Annotated in this window: 20 protein-coding genes; 11 read left to right on the top strand and 9 right to left on the bottom strand. The window is 71.5% G+C overall.

What is annotated here, in order from left to right; genetic code table 11:
* Positions 1-12: 12 nt before the first annotated feature.
* Complete coding sequence (locus tag OG698_RS06805; protein WP_406102057.1) at positions 13-507, bottom strand: hypothetical protein; 495 nt, start codon at positions 505-507, stop codon at positions 13-15.
* A gap of 261 nt (positions 508-768) precedes the next feature.
* Here OG698_RS06805 and OG698_RS06800 point away from each other — a divergent pair, with 261 nt between their 5' ends.
* The 4 genes from OG698_RS06800 (at position 769) to OG698_RS06785 (ending at position 5,667) form a co-directional block, all read left to right on the top strand.
* Entirely contained in the window at positions 769-1,722 is a 954-nt protein-coding gene (locus OG698_RS06800) for an SCO0930 family lipoprotein (protein ID WP_406102056.1), read from the top strand.
* Positions 1,723-1,977: 255 nt separating this feature from the next.
* Complete coding sequence (locus OG698_RS06795) at positions 1,978-2,790, top strand: SAM-dependent methyltransferase (protein ID WP_406102055.1); 813 nt, start codon at positions 1,978-1,980, stop codon at positions 2,788-2,790.
* Positions 2,787-4,931 carry a putative bifunctional diguanylate cyclase/phosphodiesterase gene (locus OG698_RS06790; protein WP_406102053.1) on the top strand — a complete coding sequence of 715 codons (2,145 nt, stop codon included), beginning with the start codon at positions 2,787-2,789 and terminating at the stop codon, positions 4,929-4,931. The genes OG698_RS06795 and OG698_RS06790 overlap by 4 nt, the downstream gene beginning before the upstream one ends.
* A 7-nt stretch (positions 4,932-4,938) precedes the next feature.
* The gene (locus OG698_RS06785; protein ID WP_406102052.1) at positions 4,939-5,667 is read left to right on the top strand and encodes a VOC family protein; all 729 of its coding nucleotides are present in this window, start codon (positions 4,939-4,941) and stop codon (positions 5,665-5,667) included.
* A gap of 205 nt (positions 5,668-5,872) precedes the next feature.
* Here OG698_RS06785 and OG698_RS06780 read toward each other — a convergent pair whose 3' ends face one another.
* A complete protein-coding gene (locus tag OG698_RS06780; protein WP_406102051.1) occupies positions 5,873-6,754 on the bottom strand; it encodes a LysR family transcriptional regulator in 882 nt (293 codons plus the stop codon).
* A 131-nt stretch (positions 6,755-6,885) separates the two neighbouring features.
* Between OG698_RS06780 and OG698_RS06775 the strand changes: the two genes are divergently transcribed.
* From OG698_RS06775 to OG698_RS06755, 5 genes are all read left to right on the top strand, one after another.
* Positions 6,886-7,557 carry a succinate dehydrogenase gene (locus OG698_RS06775; RefSeq protein WP_329566697.1) on the top strand — a complete coding sequence of 224 codons (672 nt, stop codon included), beginning with the start codon at positions 6,886-6,888 and terminating at the stop codon, positions 7,555-7,557.
* A 3-nt stretch (positions 7,558-7,560) separates the two neighbouring features.
* Positions 7,561-9,510: a fumarate reductase/succinate dehydrogenase flavoprotein subunit gene (locus tag OG698_RS06770; protein WP_406102050.1), complete on the top strand. Its 1,950-nt coding sequence runs from the start codon at positions 7,561-7,563 to the stop codon at positions 9,508-9,510.
* A complete protein-coding gene (locus tag OG698_RS06765) occupies positions 9,507-10,256 on the top strand; it encodes a succinate dehydrogenase/fumarate reductase iron-sulfur subunit (protein ID WP_406102049.1) in 750 nt (249 codons plus the stop codon). The genes OG698_RS06770 and OG698_RS06765 overlap by 4 nt, the downstream gene beginning before the upstream one ends.
* Positions 10,257-10,486: 230 nt before the next feature.
* On the top strand, positions 10,487-11,257 hold the full coding sequence (locus OG698_RS06760; RefSeq protein WP_399979336.1) for a GNAT family N-acetyltransferase: 771 nt from the start codon (positions 10,487-10,489) through the stop codon (positions 11,255-11,257).
* A complete protein-coding gene (locus OG698_RS06755; RefSeq protein ID WP_406102048.1) occupies positions 11,257-12,069 on the top strand; it encodes a lysophospholipid acyltransferase family protein in 813 nt (270 codons plus the stop codon). The genes OG698_RS06760 and OG698_RS06755 overlap by 1 nt, the downstream gene beginning before the upstream one ends.
* Before the next feature lie 107 nt (positions 12,070-12,176).
* Here the strand turns inward: OG698_RS06755 and OG698_RS06750 are convergent, their stop codons facing one another.
* Positions 12,177-14,546: an ATP-binding cassette domain-containing protein gene (locus OG698_RS06750; protein WP_406102047.1), complete on the bottom strand. Its 2,370-nt coding sequence runs from the start codon at positions 14,544-14,546 to the stop codon at positions 12,177-12,179.
* A 59-nt stretch (positions 14,547-14,605) separates the two neighbouring features.
* The gene (locus tag OG698_RS06745) at positions 14,606-15,613 is read right to left on the bottom strand and encodes an MsnO8 family LLM class oxidoreductase (protein WP_406102046.1); all 1,008 of its coding nucleotides are present in this window, start codon (positions 15,611-15,613) and stop codon (positions 14,606-14,608) included.
* A gap of 47 nt (positions 15,614-15,660) precedes the next feature.
* Here OG698_RS06745 and OG698_RS06740 point away from each other — a divergent pair, with 47 nt between their 5' ends.
* Entirely contained in the window at positions 15,661-16,161 is a 501-nt protein-coding gene (locus OG698_RS06740) for a hypothetical protein (protein ID WP_406102045.1), read from the top strand.
* A 54-nt stretch (positions 16,162-16,215) separates the two neighbouring features.
* Here OG698_RS06740 and OG698_RS06735 read toward each other — a convergent pair whose 3' ends face one another.
* The gene (locus tag OG698_RS06735) at positions 16,216-16,431 is read right to left on the bottom strand and encodes a dodecin (protein ID WP_227298938.1); all 216 of its coding nucleotides are present in this window, start codon (positions 16,429-16,431) and stop codon (positions 16,216-16,218) included.
* Positions 16,432-16,644: 213 nt separating this feature from the next.
* On the opposite strand from OG698_RS06735, the gene OG698_RS06730 reads away from it, so the two are divergent.
* Positions 16,645-17,949: an extracellular solute-binding protein gene (locus OG698_RS06730; protein ID WP_406102044.1), complete on the top strand. Its 1,305-nt coding sequence runs from the start codon at positions 16,645-16,647 to the stop codon at positions 17,947-17,949.
* 29 nt (positions 17,950-17,978) lie between these two features.
* On the opposite strand, the gene egtD is transcribed toward OG698_RS06730, so the two are convergent.
* Genes egtD through egtA form a run of 4 tightly spaced genes read right to left on the bottom strand, consistent with a single transcriptional unit; the run spans position 17,979 to position 22,316 of the window.
* Complete coding sequence (gene egtD / locus OG698_RS06725) at positions 17,979-18,941, bottom strand: L-histidine N(alpha)-methyltransferase (RefSeq protein WP_406102043.1); 963 nt, start codon at positions 18,939-18,941, stop codon at positions 17,979-17,981.
* On the bottom strand, positions 18,938-19,693 hold the full coding sequence (gene egtC, locus OG698_RS06720) for an ergothioneine biosynthesis protein EgtC (protein ID WP_406102042.1): 756 nt from the start codon (positions 19,691-19,693) through the stop codon (positions 18,938-18,940). The genes egtD and egtC overlap by 4 nt, the downstream gene beginning before the upstream one ends.
* Positions 19,693-21,027, bottom strand: coding sequence for an ergothioneine biosynthesis protein EgtB (egtB, locus tag OG698_RS06715; RefSeq protein ID WP_406102041.1), 1,335 nt, complete (start codon positions 21,025-21,027; stop codon positions 19,693-19,695). Before egtB ends, egtC begins: the two co-directional genes overlap by 1 nt.
* Positions 21,024-22,316, bottom strand: a complete 1,293-nt coding sequence (gene egtA, locus OG698_RS06710; protein ID WP_406102040.1) for an ergothioneine biosynthesis glutamate--cysteine ligase EgtA — start codon at positions 22,314-22,316, stop codon at positions 21,024-21,026. The genes egtB and egtA overlap by 4 nt, the downstream gene beginning before the upstream one ends.
* Positions 22,317-22,428 lie beyond the last annotated feature (112 nt).

The following is a 22,428-nucleotide window of genomic DNA, read 5'->3' as shown; positions in this document are numbered from 1 at the left end:
ACCTCCGGGCGGTCAGCGCGGGCGCAGCGCGGCTACGGCGAGCACCGCGGGCGCGGTGATGAGCAGGGTGAGCGAGACCAGGGAAGGCCCGCCGCTCGGCGGCGCCTTGCGGGGCGCGGGGCGGTATTCGGGGTAACTCACCGGAGTCGGCGAGGGCTTGGGGCGCACCGTCGGCTTCGGGGCGGGCGGCGGCGGTGCCTTCACGGGCGGTGGCGGAGGCGGTGGCGGAGGCGGTGGCGGCGGGGGAGGAGGCGGTGGTTTCGGGGCCGGGGGCGGCGCGGGCTTCCGCGGCGGTGGCTTGACGGGTCCCGCCCGGCAGACGACGCCGTCACCGGCGCGGGCTATCGCGTCGCCGCCCTTGCCGATCGAGGCGTACGCGCAGTTGTCGGCCGGGGTCAGTGCGGCCGCCGTGGCGCCGGCCGCGGGCGAGCCCAGCAGCCAGGCCAGCGCGAACACCGCCACCACCCGTGTGACCAGGGTCGACCTGGCCCCTCTGGATCCGTACACGACGGAGATCATGGGCGGCGGGAGGCGCCGCCACGCCCCGGCCGCCGAGGATTGGTCCGAAGGTGGGGAGATGGGGGGCGCCAGGTTTGCCCGCGGCCACCGGAGCGCACGCGTGGCCCGCCCCGGATGCGTTCCGCGCCCCCTGACCAAAAAGAAATTTTCGGCCCCGTTGAACACATCCGCGGTCGCCGCGCGTACCTAGGGCCATGTGCGGCCCCTTCCGGGATCGCACAACACCCAAGCAACCAGCGGGAGTTGGCAATGAACACCTGGCGGAGCGCCTCACTCGTAGCGACAGCTGCGGCCCTGCTGGCGCTGACGACGGCGTGCGGTCAGGACCAGGGCGACCAGTCGCCCAACGGCCAGTCCGTGGGCAACGCCGCCCCGGCGCAGGGCGGTTACGGCAACGGGGACGCGTACGGCAGTGGCGACGGCTACGGAGACGCGAAGGACGCGGGCGCGGCCAAGGCGAAGCCGGCCGGGCAGCTCGCCACCTGGGACAGCAAGAAGCTCGGCCAGGTCCTCACGGACAGCGAGGGCTTCACGATGTACCGCTTCGACAAGGACACCGCGCAGCCGCCCAAGTCGAACTGTGACGACGCCTGCCTCAAGGCGTGGCCCGTGGTGCCCGCGGACGGCGCCAAGGCGGCGCCCGGCGTCGACCAGTCGCTGCTCGGCGAGGTCACCGCGGCCGACGGCACCAAACAGCTCACGATCGACGGCTGGCCCATGTACCGCTACGCGATGGACACCAAGCCGGGCGACGCGAAGGGGCAGGGCGTCGGAGGCGTCTGGTACGCCGCCGGGCCCGACGGCAAGAAGGCGAGCCCCGCCGCCGCGCAGCCCGCCGACCTGGCCGGCCTGTCCACACGCAAGGACCCGAAACTCGGCGAGATCGTCGTCGACAAGAACGGAATGACCGTCTACCGGTTCCTCAAGGACTCGGCCTGGCCCATCAAGTCGAACTGTGTCGACACCTGCGCGGAGAACTGGCCGGCCGTCGCGCCCGTCGCGAAGAACGACACCAAGGGCATCCTCAAGAAGGGCTTCATGACGTACAACCGCCCCGACGGAGGCAAGCAGCAGACGATCAACTGCTGGCCGATCTACACCTACTCCGGCGACAAGAAGCCCGGCGACACCAATGGGCAGGGCGTGGGCGGCACTTGGTACGCCGCTGCGCCCGACGGAAAGCCCGTGGGAGCGCCCAAGTAGGGGTACCGCGTAGAGTCTGCGACGGATTTGGTGAATCGCCGGTCTGTTCCCTCCGTGATCACGCGGAGGGAACAGGCCGGTTCTTTTCCGTTGCAACAGAGAAGGTTTCGGGGTGATTTCGGATCATTGCCATTCGGCACTTGCCGGAGGCAGTGACCGAGAACGGACGGTCAATTTCCGTTTTGACTCGCTCCATTGGCGGGCGATCAGTAGCCTCAGCTCGAACACCGGCTCGCCTACGCCTTGGAGACATTGATGGAGCGTCCCGCCTGGGCCCCTCAGGGCATCGACATCTCGGTGCCCAGCGTGTCCCGGATCTACGACTACTACCTGGGCGGTTCGCACAACTTCGAGGTGGACCGGGAGGCGGCCCGCAAGGCGATGGAGTTCATGCCGGGGCTCCCGAAGATCATGCAGGCGAATCGTGCCTTCATGCGCCGGGCAGTGCGTTACGCGGTCCAGCAGGGCGTCACCCAGTTCCTGGACATCGGATCCGGAATCCCCACCTTCGGCAACGTCCACGAGGTGGCCCAGGCAGCCGACTCCGAAGCGCGCGTCGTGTACGTCGACCACGACCCGGTCGCCGTCGCGCACAGCCGGGCCGTCCTCGAGGGCAACGACCGCGCGGCCGTCGTGACCGCCGACCTGCGCAAGCCCCGGGAGATCCTCGCGGCCCCCGAGGTCGGTGAACTCCTCGACCTGGACAAGCCGGTCGCCTTGCTCCTCGTCGCCGTCCTGCACTTCGTCGAGGACGCCGACGACCCGCAGAGCGCCGTCGCCGAGCTGCGCGACGCCCTCGCGCCGGGCAGTCTCCTGATCGTCACGCACGCCGCGTACGAGGGCATCCCTGTACCCGCCGCGCGCGCCGCCGGCACGGTCGACGTGTACAAGAACATCCGCAACCCGCTGATCATGCGCTCGCGCGAGGAGATCGCGCGTTTCTTCGAGGGATACGAGATGGTGGAACCCGGACTCGTACAGATGCCCGAATGGCGGCCGGAGAACGCGCCCGCGGACGAGGATCCGTATGCCTTCTCGGGCTGCGCCGGCGTGGGGCGCAAGGCGTGAGCGGCGAACCGGACGGGCCCGAGGGCAGACTGCGCAGGTTCGCCACCATCTGGAGCCGGGCGATCTTCCCGGTGACGGCGACCTCCCTGACCCGGGTCGAGTTCGAGAAGGAACTCATGCCGCTCGCGCGGCGGTTGCGGGACGCGCTCGGCGAGCGGACCCTGGACGCGCCCGCGGCCCAGGCCGTCGGCGCGGCACTGATCGGCGTGCACTGCACCGACCCCGAGGCGCTCACCCGCACCCTCGACGTCGTCGACGCCTACCTCGTCCTGTACTGCCGTACCGACGAGGACCGGCGCGAGGAAGAGCTGCGGGCGCGCTGCGCCCGGCTCCAGCACTCCGTCGCGGCCGGCTTCGCCCAGGCCCTGCGCGAGCGGACCCTCGTCGAGCAGGAGGCCATCTCACGGGCCGCCCTGAGCGCGCGCAGCGCGGTCGCCGAGGCGCTGCACGCGAGCGAGGCCCGGTTCCGCGCGGTGTTCCACGGCGCGGCCATCGGCATCGGCATAGCGGACCTCGAGGGCACGGTCCTGGAGGCCAACGACGCGCTGGTGCGCATGTTCGGCGGCGCCGAGAACCTGGTGCGCGGCCGCAACGTCGGCGAGTGGACCCACCCCGAAGACGCCCCGCACGTGTGGCGCCTGTACGAGGAGCTGGTGCGCGGCGAGCGTGAGCACTACCGCGTCGAGAAGGCGTTCTACCGTCCCGACGGCACCGCCCTGTGGACGAACCTGACGGTCTCCCTGCTGCGGGACGCCGACGGAGTGCCGCAGTACCAGCTGGCGCTGGTGGAGGACACCACCGAGCGCCGCCTCCTCAACCTGCGGCTGCGCTACGAGGCCACCCACGACGCGCTCACGGGGCTCCCCAACAGGACCCTGTTCTTCGAGCGCCTGGAGAAGGCGCTCGCGGCCGGCGACGGCATGCGCTTCGGCCTGTGCTACCTCGACCTCGACGGCTTCAAGACCATCAACGACAGCCTCGGCCACGCGGCGGGAGACCGGCTCCTCGTCGAGGTCGCCGACCGTCTCCAGGCCTGCGCGACCGCGCCCGGCGAGATGGTGGCGAGGCTCGGCGGCGACGAGTTCGTCGCGCTGACCACCGGCCGTGACACCGCGGCCGAGGTCGACGACCTCGCCGGGCGCATCATGCACGCGCTGGCCGCCCCCATCCGCATCGACGGCCGCGAGCTGACCGTGCGCGGCTCCATCGGCATCGTGGAGGGCCCCGCGGCGGGGGAGCGCAGCCCGGCGGAGGTGCTGCGCAGCGCCGACATCACCATGTACCGGGCCAAGTCGGCGGGCGGCAACCGCTACGAGCTCGCAGACCCCGAGGCCGACGCGCGCGCCATCACCCGGCACGGCCTCACGACCGCGCTGCCCGCGGCCCTGGAGCGCGGCGAGTTCTTCATCGAGTACCAGCCGCTCGTGCACCTCGGCGACGGCAGTGTGCGGGGCGCCGAGGCGCTGGTGCGGTGGCTGCATCCGCAGCACGGTGTGCTCGGGCCCGACCAGTTCATCCCGCTCGCCGAGGACACCGGCCTCATCGTGCCGCTCGGGCGCTGGGTCCTGGAGGAGTCGGTGCGCCAGGCCCGGGTCTGGCAGGAGCGTTACGAGGACGCGGGGCCCCTGCGCATCAACGTGAACCTGTCCCCGATGCAGCTCACCCACCCGGGCCTGGTCTCCGACACCGTCGACATCCTGGAGCGCTTCGGACTCGAACCCGGCGCCCTGTGCCTGGAGGTCACCGAGTCGGCCCTGATCGGCGCGGATGACGATCTCCTGAAGCCCCTGCGGCGGCTCGCCGAGATGGGCGTGGACATCGCGCTGGACGACTTCGGCACGGGCTACTCGAACCTCGCGAACCTGCGCCGGCTCCCTGTGAGCGTCCTCAAGCTGGACCGCTCCTTCACGCAGGGCATGCAGCGGTACCCCGCCGACTCCGTCGACCTGAAGATCGTCGAGGGCATCGTCGCGCTCGCGCACAGCCTCGACCTCTCGGTCACCGTGGAGGGCGTGGAGACGGGCGCACAGGCCGAGCAGCTGCGCGACCTGGGCTGCGACACCGCGCAGGGCTGGTACTACGCCCGCCCGGGCCCGCCGGACCGCCTGCACGAGCTCGCCCTGTGCGACGCGACGGGGTGAGGCCCTGGTGATCCGCTGGGTGTACGCCTTCATCGACCGGCCGGAGGCGCACTTCGGGGCGGCCTGCGACTTCTGGACGCGGGTCACGGGTACGCGCTTGTCCGCGCCCCGCGGCGACCACGACGAGTTCGCGACGCTGCTGCCGGACGGCTCCGCCGATCCGTACCTGAAGGCGCAGGCGGTCAACGGCCCCGGCGGCGCACACCTGGACTTCGCGGTGGACGACCTCGCTCAGACAGCCGGCCTGGCGCGCCACCTGGGGGCGACGCCCGTCCACACGGAGGAAGGCCTCGAGGTCCTGCGCTCACCCGGCGGCCAGCTGTTCTGCCTGGTCCCCTGGTTCGGCGAACACCGCCGCCCCGACCCCGTCACGGCCCCCGACGGAACCACGAGCCGCCTGGACCAGGTCTGCGTCGACCTGGCCCCGGCGGTGTACGAGGCGGAGATCGAGTTCTGGACCAAGTTCACGGCCTGGACCTCGTCGCCGGGCACCCTCCCGGAGTTCCACACGATCCGCCCCTCGACGGAACTCCCCGTACAAATCCTGCTGCAACGCCTATCGGCCGGCCGCCCCACAGCCGCCCACCTGGACCTGGCCTGCACAAACACGGAAGCAACCCGAGCCTGGCACGAATCCCTGGGCGCGAAACTCGTATCAAGGGGCGCACACTGGCTGGTCCTACAGGACCCATCGGCAACAACGTATTGCCTGACATCCAGACCCCCCACCCCCTAGGGGCGCGGGGAACTGCGCAAGCCCCACGACTCACCGGCACCCGACCAAGCCGCCGAGGTCCCGAGATCAGGGGCGCGGGGAACTGCGCAAAAACCCACGAACAACCCGCGGCCGCAATCCGGTCCCAGCCGCCCGATCAGGGGCGCGGGGAACTGCGCAGAACCCCCAAAGACCACCCGCACAAATTCCCCCGCCCAAAAACGCGTCACCCCTCCAACAACATCCGCTGAAGCTCCCGCGCGGCCCGAGGCGGAGCCACATCGCTGCGATGTGCCAGTGCGATCGTCCGGTGCAGCCCGGGACGGGCCAGCGGAGTCACCCGCAGATCGGCCCCCGCCCGCGTCGCGACCATATGCGGCACGACGGCCACCCCGAGCCCCGCCCGCACAAACCCCAGCACCGCGTCCATCTCCCCGCCCTCCACCGCGAAATCCGGCTCGAAGCCTTCCGCCCGGCATGCGGTGACGGTCAATTCCCGCAGGTCATAGCCGTGCCGGAACATCACAAGCCGCTCACCCTCAAGATCGGCAATGCGCACGGACCGCCTCCGCCCGGGTCGCGGCGCATCCGGCGACGACACGACCACCAGATCCTCCCGCAGCAGCTCCACGGTCGTCAGCGCCGGCGCCGGCGCGGGCAGTGGCAGCACCACGAGAGCCAGGTCCAGCGCGCCGCGCGCCAGTTCGCGTACGAGGTCGTGGGAGCCGCCCTCCTCGATCATCAAGCGGATCCCGGGATACCGGTCGTGGAAGCTGCGCAGCACATCGGGCAGCAGGCCCGTGCACAGCGAGGGCGTGGCGCCGAGCCGCACCCGGCCGCTCTTGAGCTGCGCCAGCTCCTGCACCTCCTGCCGCGCCGTGTCCGCGTCGGCGAGGATGCGGCGGGCCAGCGGCAGGAGCGCCTCACCCGCGTCGGTGAGCGTGATGTTCCCGCGGGCGCGCAGGAAGAGATCCGCGCCCAGCTCCCGCTCCAGGGACCGGATCTGCTGGGACAGCGACGGCTGGGCGACATGGACAACCTCGGCGGCCCGGGTGAAGTGCCGGGTCTCGGCAACCGCGACAAAGTACTGGAGCTGCTGGAACTGCATGACCCCCACAGTAATCGCTCGATAGCCTGAGCCTATCGAAATGAGCCGGACCATGTCTTGGACCGATCGGGCCCCTCGGCTCTAGTGTGCGTGACATGGCACTGGCAACACGGACGGACCGACGGCCGTCCATGACGCGTACGCTCTGGGACTCGTCCGTCGGCAAGAAGACAGTGATGGCCGTGAGCGGCCTGATCATGCTGCTCTACTTGGTCGTCCACATGATCGGCAACCTGAAGATCTTCTTCGGGTCGGGCGAGTTCAACCACTACGCCCACTGGCTGCGCACGGTCGGTGAGCCGTTCATGCACTACGAGTGGACGCTGTGGCTCGTCCGCGTCGTGCTCGTGGTCGCCGTCGTCGCGCACGCCACGTCCGCGTACCAGCTGAGCCGGCGCGACATCAGGGCCCGCCCGGCCAAGTACGTGCACAAGAAGGCGCGTTCGAGCTACGCCACGCGCACGATGCGCTGGGGCGGCATCATCCTCGCGCTGTTCATCGTGTGGCACCTCCTCGACCTGACGACCGGCACCGCGCACCCGGGCGGTTTCCAGCCGGGCCACCCGTACCAGAACGTGATCGACACCTTCTCCACCTGGTACGGCAACGTCGTCTACATCGTCGCGATGCTCGCGCTCGGCCTGCACGTCCAGCACGGCTTCTGGAGCGCGGCGCAGACCCTCGGCGTGGGCAGCGCGACCCGCGACCGCGTCCTGAAGACCATCGCCAATGTTCTCGCGCTGCTGCTCACGGCCGGCTTCATCGCCGTACCCGTGGGCGTCATGACCGGAGTGGTGAGCTGACCCATGAATTCCTACGCGGAGTACGCGACCGGCGAGCCGGTCGTCGACACCAAGGCCCCCGAGGGCCCCGTCAACGAGCGCTGGGACACCCGCCGCTTCGAGGCGAAGCTGGTCAACCCGGCCAACCGCCGCAAGCACACCGTGATCGTCGTCGGCACCGGCCTGGCCGGGGGCTCCGCGGGCGCCACGCTCGCCGAACAGGGCTACCACGTCGTCCAGTTCTGCTACCAGGACTCCCCGCGCCGCGCCCACTCGATCGCCGCGCAGGGCGGCATCAACGCGGCGAAGAACTACCGCAACGACGGCGACTCCGTCCACCGCCTCTTCTACGACACGGTCAAGGGCGGCGACTTCCGCGCCCGCGAGTCGAACGTCCACCGCCTCGCGCAGATCTCCGTCGAGATCATCGACCAGTGCGTCGCGCAGGGCGTCCCGTTCGCCCGTGAGTACGGCGGCCTGCTCGACACCCGCTCCTTCGGCGGCGTCCAGGTCTCCCGTACGTTCTACGCCCGCGGCCAGACGGGCCAGCAGCTCCTCCTCGGTGCCTACCAGGCGCTGTCGCGGCAGATCGCCGCCGGGAACATCGAGATGCACGCGCGCACCGAGATGCTCGACGTGATCGTCATCGACGGCAAGGCACGCGGCATCGTCGCCCGCGACCTGATCACCGGGAAGATCGACACGTACTTCGCCGACGCCGTCGTCCTCGCGTCCGGCGGCTACGGCAACGTCTTCTACCTGTCGACGAACGCCATGAACTCCAACGCGACCGCCGTCTGGCGGGCGCACCGGCGCGGCGCCTACTTCGCCAACCCGTGCTTCACCCAGATCCACCCCACGTGCATCCCGCGCACCGGCGACCACCAGTCGAAGCTGACGCTCATGAGCGAGTCGCTGCGCAACGACGGACGCATCTGGGTACCGGAGGCGAAGGGCGACACGCGCCCGGCGAACGAGATTCCCGAGGACGAGCGCGACTACTACCTGGAGCGCATCTACCCGGCGTTCGGCAACCTCGTGCCCCGCGACATCGCCTCGCGCGCCGCGAAGAACGTGTGCGACGAGGGCAGGGGAGTGGGCCCCGGCGGCCAGGGCGTGTACCTCGACTTCGCCGACGCGATCAGCCGCATGGGCAAGAAGGCCGTCGAGGAGAAGTACGGCAACCTCTTCGACATGTATGCGCGGATCACCGCGGAGAACCCGTACGAGGTGCCGATGCGGATCTACCCCGCCGTGCACTACACGATGGGCGGACTGTGGGTCGACTACGACCTGCAGACCACGATCCCGGGCCTGTTCGCGGTCGGGGAGGCCAACTTCTCCGACCACGGCGCCAACCGCCTGGGCGCGAGCGCGCTCATGCAGGGTCTCGCCGACGGCTACTTCGTGCTTCCGTCGACCATCAACGACTATCTCGCGCGCAACCCGCACCACGAAGAGGTGAGCGCCGAACATCCCGTCGTCCAGGACGTGCTGGCCGAGACCGAGGACCGGATCAACCTCCTCCTGGCCGTCGACGGCGACCGCACCCCCGACTCCTTCCACCGCGAACTCGGCGAACTCATGTGGGAGTTCTGCGGCATGGCCCGTACGGACGAAGGCCTGCGCAAGGCCCTCGACCGGATCCCGCAGATCCGCGAGGAGTTCTGGCGCCGCATCAAGGTGCCCGGCACCGGCGAGGAGTTCAACCAGTCGCTGGAGAAGGCCAACCGCATCGTCGACTACCTGGAGCTCGCCGAGCTCATGTGTCTCGACGCCCTGCACCGCGCCGAGTCCTGTGGCGGCCACTTCCGCGAGGAGTCCCAGACCCCGGACGGCGAGGCCGCCCGCCGCGACGAGGAGTTCTCCTACGCGGCCGCCTGGGAGTTCACCGCCACCGGCGACGCCCCTGTCCTGCACAAGGAAGACCTCGTCTTCGAGTACGTCCACCCCACTCAGCGGAGCTACGCATGAAGCTCACCCTGCGCGTCTGGCGCCAGAAGAACGCCGACGCCGAAGGCGCCATGTCCACGTACGACGTGGACGGAATCTCGCAGGACATGTCGTTCCTGGAGATGCTCGACACGCTCAACGAGGAGCTCATCCTCAAGGGCGACGACCCCGTCGCGTTCGACCACGACTGCCGTGAGGGCATCTGCGGAGCCTGCTCGCTCGTCATCAACGGCGACGCGCACGGCCCCGAGCGGACCACCGCCTGCCAGCTCCACATGCGGTCCTTCAAGGACGGCGACACGATCGACATCGAGCCGTGGCGCGCCTCCGCCTTCCCCGTGGTGAAGGATCTCGTCGTCGACCGCACCGCGTTCGACCGGATCATCCAGGCCGGTGGCTACATCAGCGCGCCGACCGGGGCCGCGCCCGAGGCGCACGCCACGCCTGTGCCCAAGCCCGACGCGGACTTCGCGTTCGAGCACGCCGAGTGCATCGGCTGCGGTGCGTGCGTGGCGGCCTGCCCGAACGGCTCGGCGATGCTGTTCACCTCGGCGAAGGTCAACCACCTGAACGTCCTGCCGCAGGGCGCGCCCGAGCGCGAGACCCGCGTCCTCGACATGGTCGGGCAGATGGACGCCGAGGGCTTCGGCGGCTGCACCCTCACCGGTGAGTGCGCGACCGCCTGCCCGAAGGGCATCCCGCTGGTCTCCATCACCGGGATGAACAGAGAATGGCTGCGCGCGACCCGTAAGTCGGGCCGGCGTTAGCCGTACGTCGTTCGCCGTCAACGTGCGGACGGGCGGGGCCGGGAGTGGTGCTCATCCCCGGCCCCGTCTCGCTTTCGCCGGCGCTCCTGGCATTCAACATCCCCACATCCCCTCTCCTGGCACAGGTCACGTACACGACAGCCGGTATCGGAAGAACAGGAGCGGCAGGCCGTACGACAGTCAGGCCCGCCCATCGCTCCGCCGAACCGGCCCGTGACCAGGAGAGAGCCATGACCGGCGTCACCACGCTCGACCGTCCCCCACAGCCCGAGGCACCCACCCGCTACACCGTCACCCTGGCCCGCGACGAGGACGACGTCCGTGCCGCGCAGCGGCTGCGGCACGACGTCTTCGCGGGCGAGATGGGCGCCCTGCTGACCACCACGCAACCGGGCCTCGACGTCGACGCCTTCGACGCGTACTGCGACCACCTGCTCGTCCGCGACACGGTGACCGGGCAGGTCGTCGGCACCTACCGGCTGCTGCCGCCGGAGCGGGCCTCCGTCGCCGGACGACTGTACTCGGAGGGCGAGTTCGACCTGACCGCCCTCGACGAGATCCGGCCAGGCCTCGTCGAGGTCGGCCGCTCCTGCGTGCACCCCGACCACCGGGACGGCGCCGTCATCGGGCTCATCTGGGCCGGGATAGCCCGCTACATGGTCGACCGCGGCCACGAATGGCTGGCCGGCTGCTGCTCCATCCCGCTGGCCGACGGCGGTGTCCTCGCGGCGGGCGCCTGGGACCGCGTGCGCACCAAGCACCTGGCTCCTGAGGAGTACCGCGTACGACCGCTGCTGCCCTGGAACGCGGAGCGTGTGGAGTTCCCCGCCCGCACCGAGCTTCCGCCTCTGCTGCGCGGCTACCTCCGCCTCGGCGCCTGGGTGTGCGCGGAGCCGGCCCACGACCCGGACTTCGGAGTCGCCGACCTGTACGTGCTGCTGTCGATGCGCCGGGTCAACCCGCGCTATCTGCGGCACTTCCTCTCTCTCGCCCCGGCCTGATGAGCGTCTGGCTGCCCAGCGCGCCCTGCACCCCGAAGGCATGCGTGGAGCCGGCGGGGTCCGCGACGGCCGTACCCCGGGCCGTACTGCGGATGACGGCGGTCGTGGTCCTGGTCCTGACCGGGATCGCGCTGTCACCGCTCGGCGGGCGGATCCCCGCCGGACTGGTCGGGCGGTGGTGCCGGGCGATCGCGCGGGCCATCGGGGTCCAGGTCCGCGTCACCGGCACCGCCGCCGCACCCACCGGCGGTCTGCTCCTGGTCGCCAACCACATCTCCTGGCTGGACATCCCGCTGCTCGGCGCCGTGCGCCCGGCCCGGATGCTCGCCAAGGCGGAGATCGGGCGGTGGCCCCTGGCCGGGCCGGTGGTCGCGCGCAACGGCGTCCTGTTCATCGAGCGGGACCGGCTGCGTGCCCTCCCGAACACGGTCGCCCGCATCGCCGAGGCGCTGCGGGCCGGCTCCGCCGTCGTCGCGTTCCCCGAGGGCAGCACCTGGTGCGGCCGCGCACACGGGCACTTCCGGCGCGCCGTCTTCCAGGCCGCGCTGGACGCGGGAGTCCCGGTCCAGCCGGTCCACGTCCGGTACCGGCTCGCCGACGGGGCGGCCAGCACCGCAGCCGCCTTCGTCGGCGACGACACGCTGCTCGCCTCGCTGTGGCGGGTGGCGTCGACACGGGGGCTGGTGGCCGAGGTCGAGGTGCGGGACGTGATCCCGCCGGGCTCTCACCTCGACCGCCGCTCACTGGCCCGGGCCGCCGAGTCGGCGACGACGGGCCTGCCCCGTAGGAACCACACCGCGCTGGTGGCCTGAGGACTCGCCGAAGGGGGCTGGCGAACTCCGGTGCTTCAGGGGCGCGGGGCTGTGCCGGTATACGGCTCCGCCGCGTGGGCGCGACCAGCCACGTACGGCCCGCAGGTTCATGACCGCGCTTCCGGCAGAGCGCCCGGCGGAAAGGCACGGGCGAGATATGGAGCCGTAGTGCTCCCGCTCGCCCGCGCCACCTCCGTCGGCGGCCCCGCGGCGACGATCCGACCGCCCGCGTCGCCGCCGCCCGGCCCCAGGTCGACCACCCAGTCCGAGCCCGCGACCACCGCCATGTCGTGCTCGACGACGACCACGGTGTGCCCGGCGTCGACGAGCCCGTGCAACTGCCGCATCAGAACCTCGACATCGGCCGGATGGAGACCGGTCGTCGGCTCGTCGAGCAGATACAACGTGGGACCGCGCCGCCCGCGCTGCAACTCGCTCGCCAGCTTGATGCGTTGGGCCTCCCCGCCGGACAGCTCGGTGGCGGGCTGCCCGAGCCGCAGATAGCCGAGCCCCACGTCGAGCAGCGTGCCGAGGCTGCGCGCCACGGCCGGCGTGTCCGCGAAGAACTCCGCCGCGCTCTCCACCGTCAGATCGAGGACCTCGGCGATGGTCCGCCCCCGGTAGGTGACTTCCAGCGTCTCGGCGTTGTAGCGCGCGCCGCCGCAGTCCGGGCAGGGCGCGTACGTGCTCGGCAGGAAGAGGAGCTCGACGCTGACGAAGCCCTCGCCCTGGCAGGTCTCGCACCGGCCGCCGGCCACGTTGAACGAGAAGCGCCCCACGCCGTACTTGCGCGCCTTCGCCTCGTCGGTGGCCGCGAACACCTTCCGTACGACGTCGAACAGGCCCGTGTACGTGGCCAGGTTGGAGCGCGGGGTGCGCCCGATCGGCTTCTGGTCGACGACCACGAGGCGGCCCACGCCCTCCAGTTCCTCAGTGATCGAGCCGATGAGCGTGGACTTCCCGGACCCGGAGACGCCGGTGACGGCCGTGAACGTGGACAGCGGTACGTCCACCGACACATCGCGCAGATTGTGCCTGGTCACCGGGCCGACCCTCAGCCAGCTGCGCGGCTCCCGCACCCTGCGCACGGGCACGTGCTCGCGGCCGAACAGGAAGCGGGCCGTCGCCGAGTCCGCGACCGACGCCAGATCCGCGACGGGACCGCTGTGCAGGACGCGGCCGCCGTGCTCGCCCGCGAGCGGGCCGACGTCGACGAGCCAGTCGGCCTTGCGGACGACATCCATGTGGTGCTCGACGACGAACACCGAGTTGCCGGCCGCCTTCAGCCGGTCGAGGACGGTGAGGAGCGACTCCGTGTCGGCCGGGTGCAGGCCCGCCGACGGCTCGTCGAGCACGTAGACCACCCCGAAGAGTCCGGAGCGCAACTGTGTTGCCAGGCGCAGGCGTTGGAGCTCACCGGCGGACAGTGTGGGCGTGGCGCGGTCCAGGCTGAGGTAGCCCAGGCCGAGCTCGGCGACGGTGGCGATCCGGGCCAGCAGGTCGCCGGTGAGGACCCGAGCCGTCTCCGAGGCGTCGCCGGGGGCGTCGAGGATCTTCGCCAGGTCCGCGAGCGGCAGATGCGCGAGATCCGCGATCGTCCGTCCGCCGAACGTCACCGCGAGCGACTCGGCCCGCAGCCGCGCCCCGCCGCACACCGGACACGGCGCGCTGTCGAGGAACCGCTCGGCCTTCGTCCGCAGCGTCTGGCTCTTGGAGTCCGCGAACGTCTTGAGCACGTAGCGGTTCGCGCTCATGTACGTGCCCTGGTACGGGCGTTGGATCCGGCCCGCGTCCCGCACGGGGTGCACGGTGACGACGGGTTGGTCGTCCGTGAACAGGATCCAGTCGCGTTCTTCCTGCGGCAGTTCACGCCAGGGCCGGTCGACGTCGTACCCGAGCGCGTCCAGGACGTCGCGCAGGTTCTTGCCCTGCCAGGCACCCGGCCACGCGGCGATCGCGCCCTCGCGGAGGGACAGGGACGGGTCGGGCACGAGGAGCGCCTCCGTCGTGCGGTGCACCACGCCGAGCCCGTGGCATGCGGGGCACGCCCCGGCCGCCGTGTTCGGCGAGAAGGCGTCGGAGTCGAGCCGCTCCGCGCCGGGCGGGTAGTCGCCCGCGCGCGAGAACAGCATGCGCAGCGAGTTGGAGAGCGTCGTCACCGTGCCGACGGAGGACCGGGACGTGGGGGAGGAGCGGCGCTGCTGGAGCGAGACGGCCGGCGGAAGCCCGGTGATCTCGCCGACCTTGGGCGCACCGACCTGGTGGATGAGGCGGCGCGCGTACGGGGCCACGGACTCGAAGTAGCGGCGCTGCGCCTCGGCGTAGATCGTGCCGAAGGCGAGCGAGGACTTCCCGGAGCCGGAGACCCCCGTGAAGACGGCGAGCACGTCGCGCGGGATGTCCACGTCGACGCCCCGCAGATTGTGCTCACGGGCACCCCGCACACGGACGAACGGATCGTGGTCGGGCTCGTGCATGGGGCGGGCTCCGTAGGGCGGCTGGATGCGCTGTCACGCGGGGGGCAAACCCCACGATTCTAGGCCCGGCGCAGCCCCGCGACCCGGGCGAGCCCGCGGTAGGACTCCAGGAGGCCCTCGCGGTCGTACGAGCTGGTCGTGACCAGGACCTCCTGCGCGCCGCTCTCCTTGATCAGGGTCTCCAGCTCGTCCGCGACCTGGTCCTCGGTGCCCGCGATGTGGCCGCGCAGCCCGGACTCGTAGAAGTCCCGCTCCTTCGCCGTCATCGTCAGCGCCTCCACGCGCTCGGCGGGCGGCAGCGGCGGGAACGTGCCGTGGGTGCGGGAGTACGCCATCGACCAGGCCTCCGGGATCAGCAGGCGGTGGGCCGCCTGTGGACTCCCGGCGACCGCGATCGTCCCCGAGACGACGACGTACGGCTCGCTCGCCCACGCGGACGGCCGGAACGTGGCGCGGTACTGGTCGATTCCGCGCAGCATCTTCTCGCGGTTCCTGAGGTCGCCGATCACCATCGGGAGTCCGGCCTCGGCGGCGATCGTCGCGCCCTCGCCCATGGCGAGCACGAACGGCGGGACGGTCAGCCCGTCCGAGGGGCGTGCGCGTACCCCGGTCGCGGAGGTCCCCCGGAAGAAGTCGAGCAGTTCGGCGAGCTGCGCCGCGAAGTCGTCGGCATCGTCCTTGTCCCGCCCGAGCGCCTTGCGTACCCCGCCCGTGAAGCCCACCGAACGGCCCAGACCCATGTCGATCCGCCCGGGGAACAGTGACTCCAGGACCCCGAACTGCTCGGCCACCACCAGGGGTTGATGGTTGGGCAGCATCACGCCGCCGGTGCCGACCCGGATCGTGCGGGTGGCGGCCGCGACCGCCGCGGCGAGCACGGTCGGCGCGGACCCCGCGACGCCCGGCACCCCGTGGTGCTCCGACACCCAGACACGGTGATAGCCGAGCGCGTCCAGCTCGCGCGCGAAGCGCACGGTGTCGCGCAGCGCCGAGGGCCCGTCGTGCCCCTCACGGGTGCGCGAACGGTCCAGGACGGAGAACCGGGTGGATGCGATCACTGAGCTCACACACCGTTCAACGTCTGTGCCGCTTCAGGATTCCCTACGCTTGGCGTGTGATCGACAACAGCAGACCTCTCGCCAGACCCCTGGCCGTGTTCGACCTCGACAACACCCTCGCCGACACGGCCCACCGGCAGCGCTTCCTGGAGCGCACCCCGCGTGACTGGTCGGCCTTCTTCGCGGCCGCGCCCGAAGATCCGCCGCTCGCGCGCGGCGTCGAGCTGGCGCTGGAGAGCGCCCGCGAGTGCGAGGTCGTCTACCTCACGGGCAGGCCGGAGCGGTGCCGCGCCGACACCGTGGCCTGGCTCGCCGAACAGGGCCTGCCCGAGGGGCGCGTCTGGATGCGCCGCAACGACGACCGCAGGCCCGCGCGCCGCACCAAACTGGAGACGCTGCGCACGCTCTCCCGCGGCCGCGAGGTGCGCATGCTGGTCGACGACGACGAGCTCGTGTGCGACGAGGCCGAACGGGCGGGCTTCACCGTCGTACGCGCCCGCTGGGCGAGCGGGTCCGAGGCGCTGAAGGACGCCCAGGAGCGCGAGGGGCGGACCTGAGCGGACCGGGCGAGCGGGTTCAGAGCCGGACCCGAGTGGCCCCGGCGTGCACGCTCAGGCCTCGTCCTCCAGCCGGAAACCGACCTTCAGGCCGACCTGGTAGTGCTCGATCTGCCCGTTCTCGATGTGGCCGCGTACCTGGCACACCTCGAACCAGTCCAGGCCGCGCAGCGTCTGCGAGGCGCGGGCGATACCGTTGCGGATGGCCTGGTCGACTCCCTCCTGGGAGGTGCCGACGATCTCTGTGACCCGGTACGTGTGATCGGACATGAAGGCCTCCTCGGCCCTTGCGGTGGACGTCCCTCCACGGTGCCTCAGGTCACCGTGGACCGCGAGCGAGAGCGCAGATGTTCGACTTACCGGCCGCCACCCCCTTGACCGTTCGATTGGTCCATACCAAAATCCAGCCACACCCGTGCGAGCGTCACGCTCATCCCCCACGTCGGGCCGCCCCTCCCTGTCCGCAGGCAGAAAGTGACCCACGTGAAGTACCGCCGCACCGCCGCGTCCCTGATCCCCCTCGCCCTCGTGTCCGCCTCGCTGCTCACGGGCTGCGCCTATCTGCCGGGAGCGGGCGACGAGGAGCGCACGGTGACCGTCTGGCTGATGAAGGACAGCGCGTCGGACGCGTTCCTCAAGCGGTTCACGAAGAGCTTCGAGGACAAGAACCCCGGCCTGCGCCTGGACATCCGTATCCAGGAGTGGACCGGCATCGGCGAGAAGGTGAGCGCGGCCCTCACCCAGGGCAAGGGCGCCACGGCCAGTGGCGACGCGGCGGACGGACCGGCGCCCGACGTCATCGAGGTCGGCAACACGCAGGTGCCCCAGTACGTCGACGAGGGCGGACTGCTCGACCTCAGCCTGGAGTCCGCACGCGACTTCGGCATGGAGGAGTGGCTGCCCGGACTCGCCGATCCCGGCATGTTCCACTCGCGCCAGTACGGCATCCCCTGGTACGCGGCCAACCGGGTGGTGATCTACAACAAGGACCTGTTCGCCAAGGCGGGCATCAAGCAGCCGCCCCGCACCCGCGCCGAGTGGCTCGACGACACACGGCGTCTCAACACCCATGGTGACCAGGGCATCTACCTGGCCGGCCAGGACTGGTACACGCTCTCCGGATTCATCTGGGACGAGGACGGCGACCTCGCGACGGAGGACGGCGGCATCTGGGAGGGCAGCCTGCAGACCCCGGCGGCGCTGCGCGGCATGGAGTTCTACCGGCAGCTCCAGGCGCTCGGCCACGGGCCCAAGGACGCCGACGAGGAACACCCTCCGCAGTCGGGCGAGTTCGCGAAGGGCGATGTCGGCCAGATCGTCGCCGTGCCCGGCGTCGCCCAGGCCGTCGAGCAGCAGAACCCCGAACTCAAGGGAAAGCTGGGCTACTTCCCGATCCCCGGCAAGACGGCGGCCAAGCCGGGATCCGTCTTCACCGGCGGCTCCGACCTGGTCGTGCCCGAGAACACCGACGACCGCGACGGAGCCGTCGCGGTCGTCAAGGCCCTGGCCGGCGAGAAGTGGCAGAAGGACCTGGCCAGGACCATGAACTACGTGCCCAACAAGACGACGCTCAGCGACGCCGTCGCCGCTGAGCCGGGCGTGGCCGCGATGGCGGCGGGCGCCGCACGCGGCCGGGCCACGCCCGTGTCCCCGCTGTGGGCGAGGGTCGAGGCCGACAACCCGATCAAGGCGTACATGTCGAAGGTGCTCGCCGGGGCCGACCCGGCCAAGGAGGCCGGGGCGGCTTCCCGACGGATCACCAAGGAGCTGGACGCCAGCGGACCGTGACCCGCCGCCTGCTACTGGGTTCGGGGCCGTCAGTCCACGAGGCTGAGCGAGAGCGCGAAGCGGTTCTGCGCGTCCGTCCACCAGTGCGTCATGCGCAGCCCCGCGCCGGCCAGTTCGGCCCGCACGCCCTCCTCGCGGAACTTCGCCGAGATCTCCGTGCGGATCTCCTCCCCGTCCTCGAAGTCGACCGCGAGGCCGAGCGCCGCGATCTTGACGGTCTGCGCGGCCGTGGAGCGCAGCCGCATCTCGATCCACTCGTTGTCCGCGTCCCACAGGGCGACGTGCTCGAAGGCGCCCGGGTCGAAGTCGGCGCCCAGGTCGCGGTTGATGACGTTGAGCACGTTCTTGTTGAACGCGGCCGTCACGCCCGCCGCGTCGTCGTACGCCGCGACGAGGACCGACTCGTCCTTCACCAGGTCCGTGCCGAGCAGCAGCATGTCGCCGGGCCGCAGCAGGGCGCGTACGGAGGTCAGGAACGCGGCGCGCTCGGCCGGCAGAAGGTTGCCGATCGTGCCGCCGAGGAACGCGGCCAGGCGCGGCCCCGGAGTGTCCGGCAGGGTGAGTCCGAGCGTGAAGTCGGCGATCAGCCCGTGGATGTTCAGCCCGGGCCGCTCGGCGCCGAGCGCCTCGGCGGCGCCCCGCAGCGCGCTCTCGCTGACGTCCACGGGGACGTACGTCTCCAGGACCGGCAGGTCGTCGAGCAGATGGCGGGTCTTGTCCGACGAGCCGGAGCCGAGCTCGACGAGGGTGCGGGCGCCGGTGGCGTCGGCGATCTCCTGGGAGCGGGCCAGCAGGATCTCCCGCTCGGCGCGCGTCGGGTAGTACTCGGGCAGGGTCGTGATCTCGTCGAACAGCTCGCTGCCGCGCGCGTCGTAGAACCACTTGGGCGGCAGCGTTTTCGGCGTGCCGGTCAGGCCGCTGAGGACATCGGCGCGCAGGGCGGCGCCGGTGGCGTCCTCGGGCAGGGTGCGGGTCAGTTGGTACGGGCTCACGCGGAGGGCTCCTTGAGCGGGGTCAGCAGGACGTCGGTGCGGCTCGCGGCGAGCAAGGTGCGGTCCGGCACCTCGCGCCAGTGCGGATCGTCGTCGTACGGCTCGGAGGCGACGACGGTGCCGCGGCCGGGTTCGGTGAGATACCAGAGGCTGTCGCCCCAGGCGGTCGCGGTGATCGTCTCTCCATCGGTGAGGAGGAGGTTGAGCCGTGATCCGGGGGCGGCCTCGGCGACTTCGAGGACGGTGTCGGCGAGGGCCTGCCCCTGGTCGTCGCCCGAGCGCAGCCGGTGCAGCAGCAGCGCCCAGACGAACGCCGAGTCGCAGCGGGCCTCCAGGGACAGCAGGTCGACGGGTGGCACCGCTGTGGTGAGGGGGGCGAGCGAGCGCGGCCAGCCCCGCACCGCGCCGTTGTGGGAGAACAGCCACGGACCGGACGCGAACGGCGCCGCCGCTGCCTCGCCGTCCGCGCCGCCGAGCGTGGCGTCGCGGACCGCGGCGAGCACGGCCCCCGAGCGCACGACCCGCGCGAGGTCGGCGAACGACTGGTCGCCCCAGATCGGCCCGGCCCTGCGGTAGCGCCCGGGCACCGGGTCCCCGTCCGCGTACCAGCCCACGCCGAAGCCGTCGGCGTTCACGGTCCCGTGCCGCTGGCGGCGCGGTTCCCAGGACTGGCGCAGCAGGCTGTGCGGCGGCGTCACGAGCACGTCGCCGAGCGGCACCGCAGGGCCCAGATAGGCCAGTTGCCGGCACATCAGGCACCCTCCCCGTCGCGCGCCGTGCGGAAGCCTGCGAAGATCTGCCGGCGCACCGGATAGTCCCAGTTGCGGAACGTGCCGCGGCACGCCACCGCGTCCACGGCGAACGAGCCGCCGCGCAGCACCTTGTGGTCCGGGCCGAAGAACACCTCCGAGTACTCCCTGTACGGGAAGGCCACGAACCCCGGGTACGGCAGGAACTCGCTCGACGTCCACTCCCACACGTCGCCGATCAACTGCCGTACGCCCAGCGGGGATTCACCGGCCGGATAGCTGCCCGCCGGGGCCGGGCGCAGGTGGCGCTGGCCGAGGTTGGCGCGCTCCGGCGTCGGGTCCGCGTCGCCCCACGGGTAGCGCATCGACCGCCCGGACGCGGGATCGAAGCGGGCCGCCTTCTCCCACTCGGCCTCGCTGGGCAGGCGCCGTCCCGCCCAGCGCGCGTACGCGTCGGCCTCGTACCAGCTGACGTGCACGACGGGCTCGTCCGGCGGGACCACCTCGGTCACCCCGAAGCGGCGCCGCAGCCACTGTCCATCCTCACGCCGCCAGAACAGCGGCGACCGCAGGCCGTTCTCCCGCACCAGCGCCCAGCCCTCGGGCGTCCACCAGCGGGAGCTGTCGTAGCCGCCGTCCTCCATGAAGGCCAGATACGCGCCGTTCGTGACCGGCGCGGTGTCGATGTGGAACGGCGGGACGAGGCGCGCGTGCGCGGGCCGCTCGTTGTCCAGCGACCACGGCTCCGCGCTCGTCCCCATCGTGAACGGCCCGCCGGGCACCAGGACTTCGGACGGTCCACCGAACGCCGGGGAGACGGGGTCGGGATCCGGGGCCGTCAGCACCGGTGCGCCCGAACGGAGCTGATGGGTGATCAGCATCGTCTCGTCGTGCTGCTGTTCGTGCTGGGCGATCATCCCGAAGGCGAAACCCGCCTGGGTGAGCCGGGCGCCGTGGAAGGGCGTGCTCTCCAGGACGTCGAGCGCGCGGCCCCGCACCTCGGCCGCGTAACCGCGCGCCTCCTCGGGTGCGAGCAGCGGCAGCTTGGGCCGCTCGGAGCGCGGGTGCTCGAAGGCGTCGTACAGCGGGTCGATCTCCGGGCGCATCGCCTCGCGGCCCGCGACCGCGCGCAGGAGCCACTGCTCCTCCTGGTTGCCGATGTGCGCCAGGTCCCACACCAGCGGCGACATCAACGGCGAGTGCTGTGCGGTCAGTTCGGGCCCCTCGACGCAGCTCGTGAGCAGTGTCGTGCGGTCCCGCGCGGTGAGCAGCGCGGTCCGCGCGCGCTCCCGCAGTGCCTCGGGGTCCGGGGCGGTCTCTTCGGTCTGTGCGGTCATGAGGTGACGGTCCTCCCGGGGGCGGGGGCATCGATGTGGTCGAGCACGTCGTCGGCGGGGCACCGGCCGCGCACGACATAGCGGTCCATGAAGGCGGAGACGGCGGCGAGCACCCTGGGTGACGCGCCGAGCCTCGGCAGCGCCTCGAGCGCCGCCGCGAAGCACGTGACGGCCGCCTCGGCGAGCTCGGGGTCCGAGGGCCCGTGCCGCGCCGCGTCGCGCCACAGCTGATTGTGCGGCGCGGGCAGCGGGCCCGCCCGTTCGGACAGCGGCTTCACGGTGCGGTACGCGGTCTCGGCGGCCTCCGGGTCGTCGAACAGCGCGGTCGTCACGGCGAGCGGCACGATCCAGCCGTCGTCGCCCGGCTGCGCGTCGATCATGCGCAGTTCGAGGTGGCCGCGCGGGCGCACCGGAGGGAACAGGGTGGACAGGTGGTATTCGACGTCACCGCGCGTGGCGGGCCGAGGCCCACCGGTACGCAGCCACGTCCGCAGGGACATGCCGTCAGGCACGTCCCACGGCCCGCTGTCGTTGCGGACGCACATCACCGGCGCGTCCAGGACGTGCCGGACCCAGGCCTCGCGCGGCTCCACGTCGAGGGGCGGTGCCCCGGACCTGCCGGGGTCGATCTCCTCCCACACCGCCTGGCGGGTGGAGCGCCAGCCGGTCGGACGCCCGCGCAGCATCGGTGAGTTGGCGAACGCCGAGACCAGGACGGCGCCGAGCAGGTGCGAGAGCCGCCAGCGTCTGCCGTGGCCGAGCGGTCCCGGCTCCTCGTACCCGGCGTCGAGGCAGACCTGCACCGACGCCGACGAGCACATCATGGCGCGGCCCGCGGGACCGGTCCGGTCGAACCAGGACTCCATGGCGTCGTAGCGCGGCTCGTGGAGCAGCCGCCGCGGCGGGCGCCAGGGATCGGTGCCGAGGCCGGTCAGCGCGAGGCCACGGGCGGCGAGCGAGGTGCGGACCGCCGTCAGATCGGCCGAGACGGCCGAGACGCAGTCCATGAGCGATGAGGCGGGCAGGGAGCTGAGCTCCAGCTGGCCGCCGGGTTCTACGGTGAGCGCCGAGCTGAGGGGCAGGGCGCCCAGTGCGGCGTACGCCGCGTCGAGCCGTTCGGGTGCCAGGGGGAGCCGCGGCCTGCGCGGCTCGTGGACGACCCATTCCACCTCGACACCCACGGTGCGAGGTGGTCCGGTCTTGAAGCAGATCCCGCGGAGCAGCGCCTCGACCTCGGCCTCGGTGACCAGGGCCGCCGTGCCGAGCTCCGTACAGTCTCCTTCGGACATGTTCAGGATCCTCCTGATCCGTTCGCATTCATCGTCCCCGGTAGGGGCCGTGCCGTCGACTCGACGGGGATGGGCCGGGCCGGGGCAGTGCTCGTACCACCCAAAACCCTCA

This window comes from Streptomyces sp. NBC_01003 (genome assembly GCF_045162695.1).
Classification (GTDB): domain Bacteria; phylum Actinomycetota; class Actinomycetes; order Streptomycetales; family Streptomycetaceae; genus Streptomyces.
This window is presented reverse-complemented; position numbering and strand designations above follow the sequence as displayed.

Excerpts from the sequence above, each read along its gene's own strand:
- OG698_RS06765 (WP_406102049.1), top strand. The coding sequence starts at position 9,507 with ATGAAGCTCACCCTGCGCGTCTGGCGCCAGAAGAACGCCGACGCCGAA.
- OG698_RS06775 (WP_329566697.1), top strand. The coding sequence starts at position 6,886 with ATGACGCGTACGCTCTGGGACTCGTCCGTCGGCAAGAAGACAGTGATG.
- OG698_RS06750 (WP_406102047.1), bottom strand. The coding sequence starts at position 14,546 with ATGCACGAGCCCGACCACGATCCGTTCGTCCGTGTGCGGGGTGCCCGT.
- OG698_RS06760 (WP_399979336.1), top strand. The coding sequence starts at position 10,487 with ATGACCGGCGTCACCACGCTCGACCGTCCCCCACAGCCCGAGGCACCC.
- egtA (WP_406102040.1), bottom strand. The coding sequence starts at position 22,316 with ATGTCCGAAGGAGACTGTACGGAGCTCGGCACGGCGGCCCTGGTCACC.
- OG698_RS06795 (WP_406102055.1), top strand. The coding sequence starts at position 1,978 with ATGGAGCGTCCCGCCTGGGCCCCTCAGGGCATCGACATCTCGGTGCCC.
- OG698_RS06755 (WP_406102048.1), top strand. The coding sequence starts at position 11,257 with ATGAGCGTCTGGCTGCCCAGCGCGCCCTGCACCCCGAAGGCATGCGTG.
- OG698_RS06735 (WP_227298938.1), bottom strand. The coding sequence starts at position 16,431 with ATGTCCGATCACACGTACCGGGTCACAGAGATCGTCGGCACCTCCCAG.
- OG698_RS06800 (WP_406102056.1), top strand. The coding sequence starts at position 769 with ATGAACACCTGGCGGAGCGCCTCACTCGTAGCGACAGCTGCGGCCCTG.
- egtB (WP_406102041.1), bottom strand. The coding sequence starts at position 21,027 with ATGACCGCACAGACCGAAGAGACCGCCCCGGACCCCGAGGCACTGCGG.
- egtC (WP_406102042.1), bottom strand. The coding sequence starts at position 19,693 with ATGTGCCGGCAACTGGCCTATCTGGGCCCTGCGGTGCCGCTCGGCGAC.
- OG698_RS06770 (WP_406102050.1), top strand. The coding sequence starts at position 7,561 with ATGAATTCCTACGCGGAGTACGCGACCGGCGAGCCGGTCGTCGACACC.
- OG698_RS06780 (WP_406102051.1), bottom strand. The coding sequence starts at position 6,754 with ATGCAGTTCCAGCAGCTCCAGTACTTTGTCGCGGTTGCCGAGACCCGG.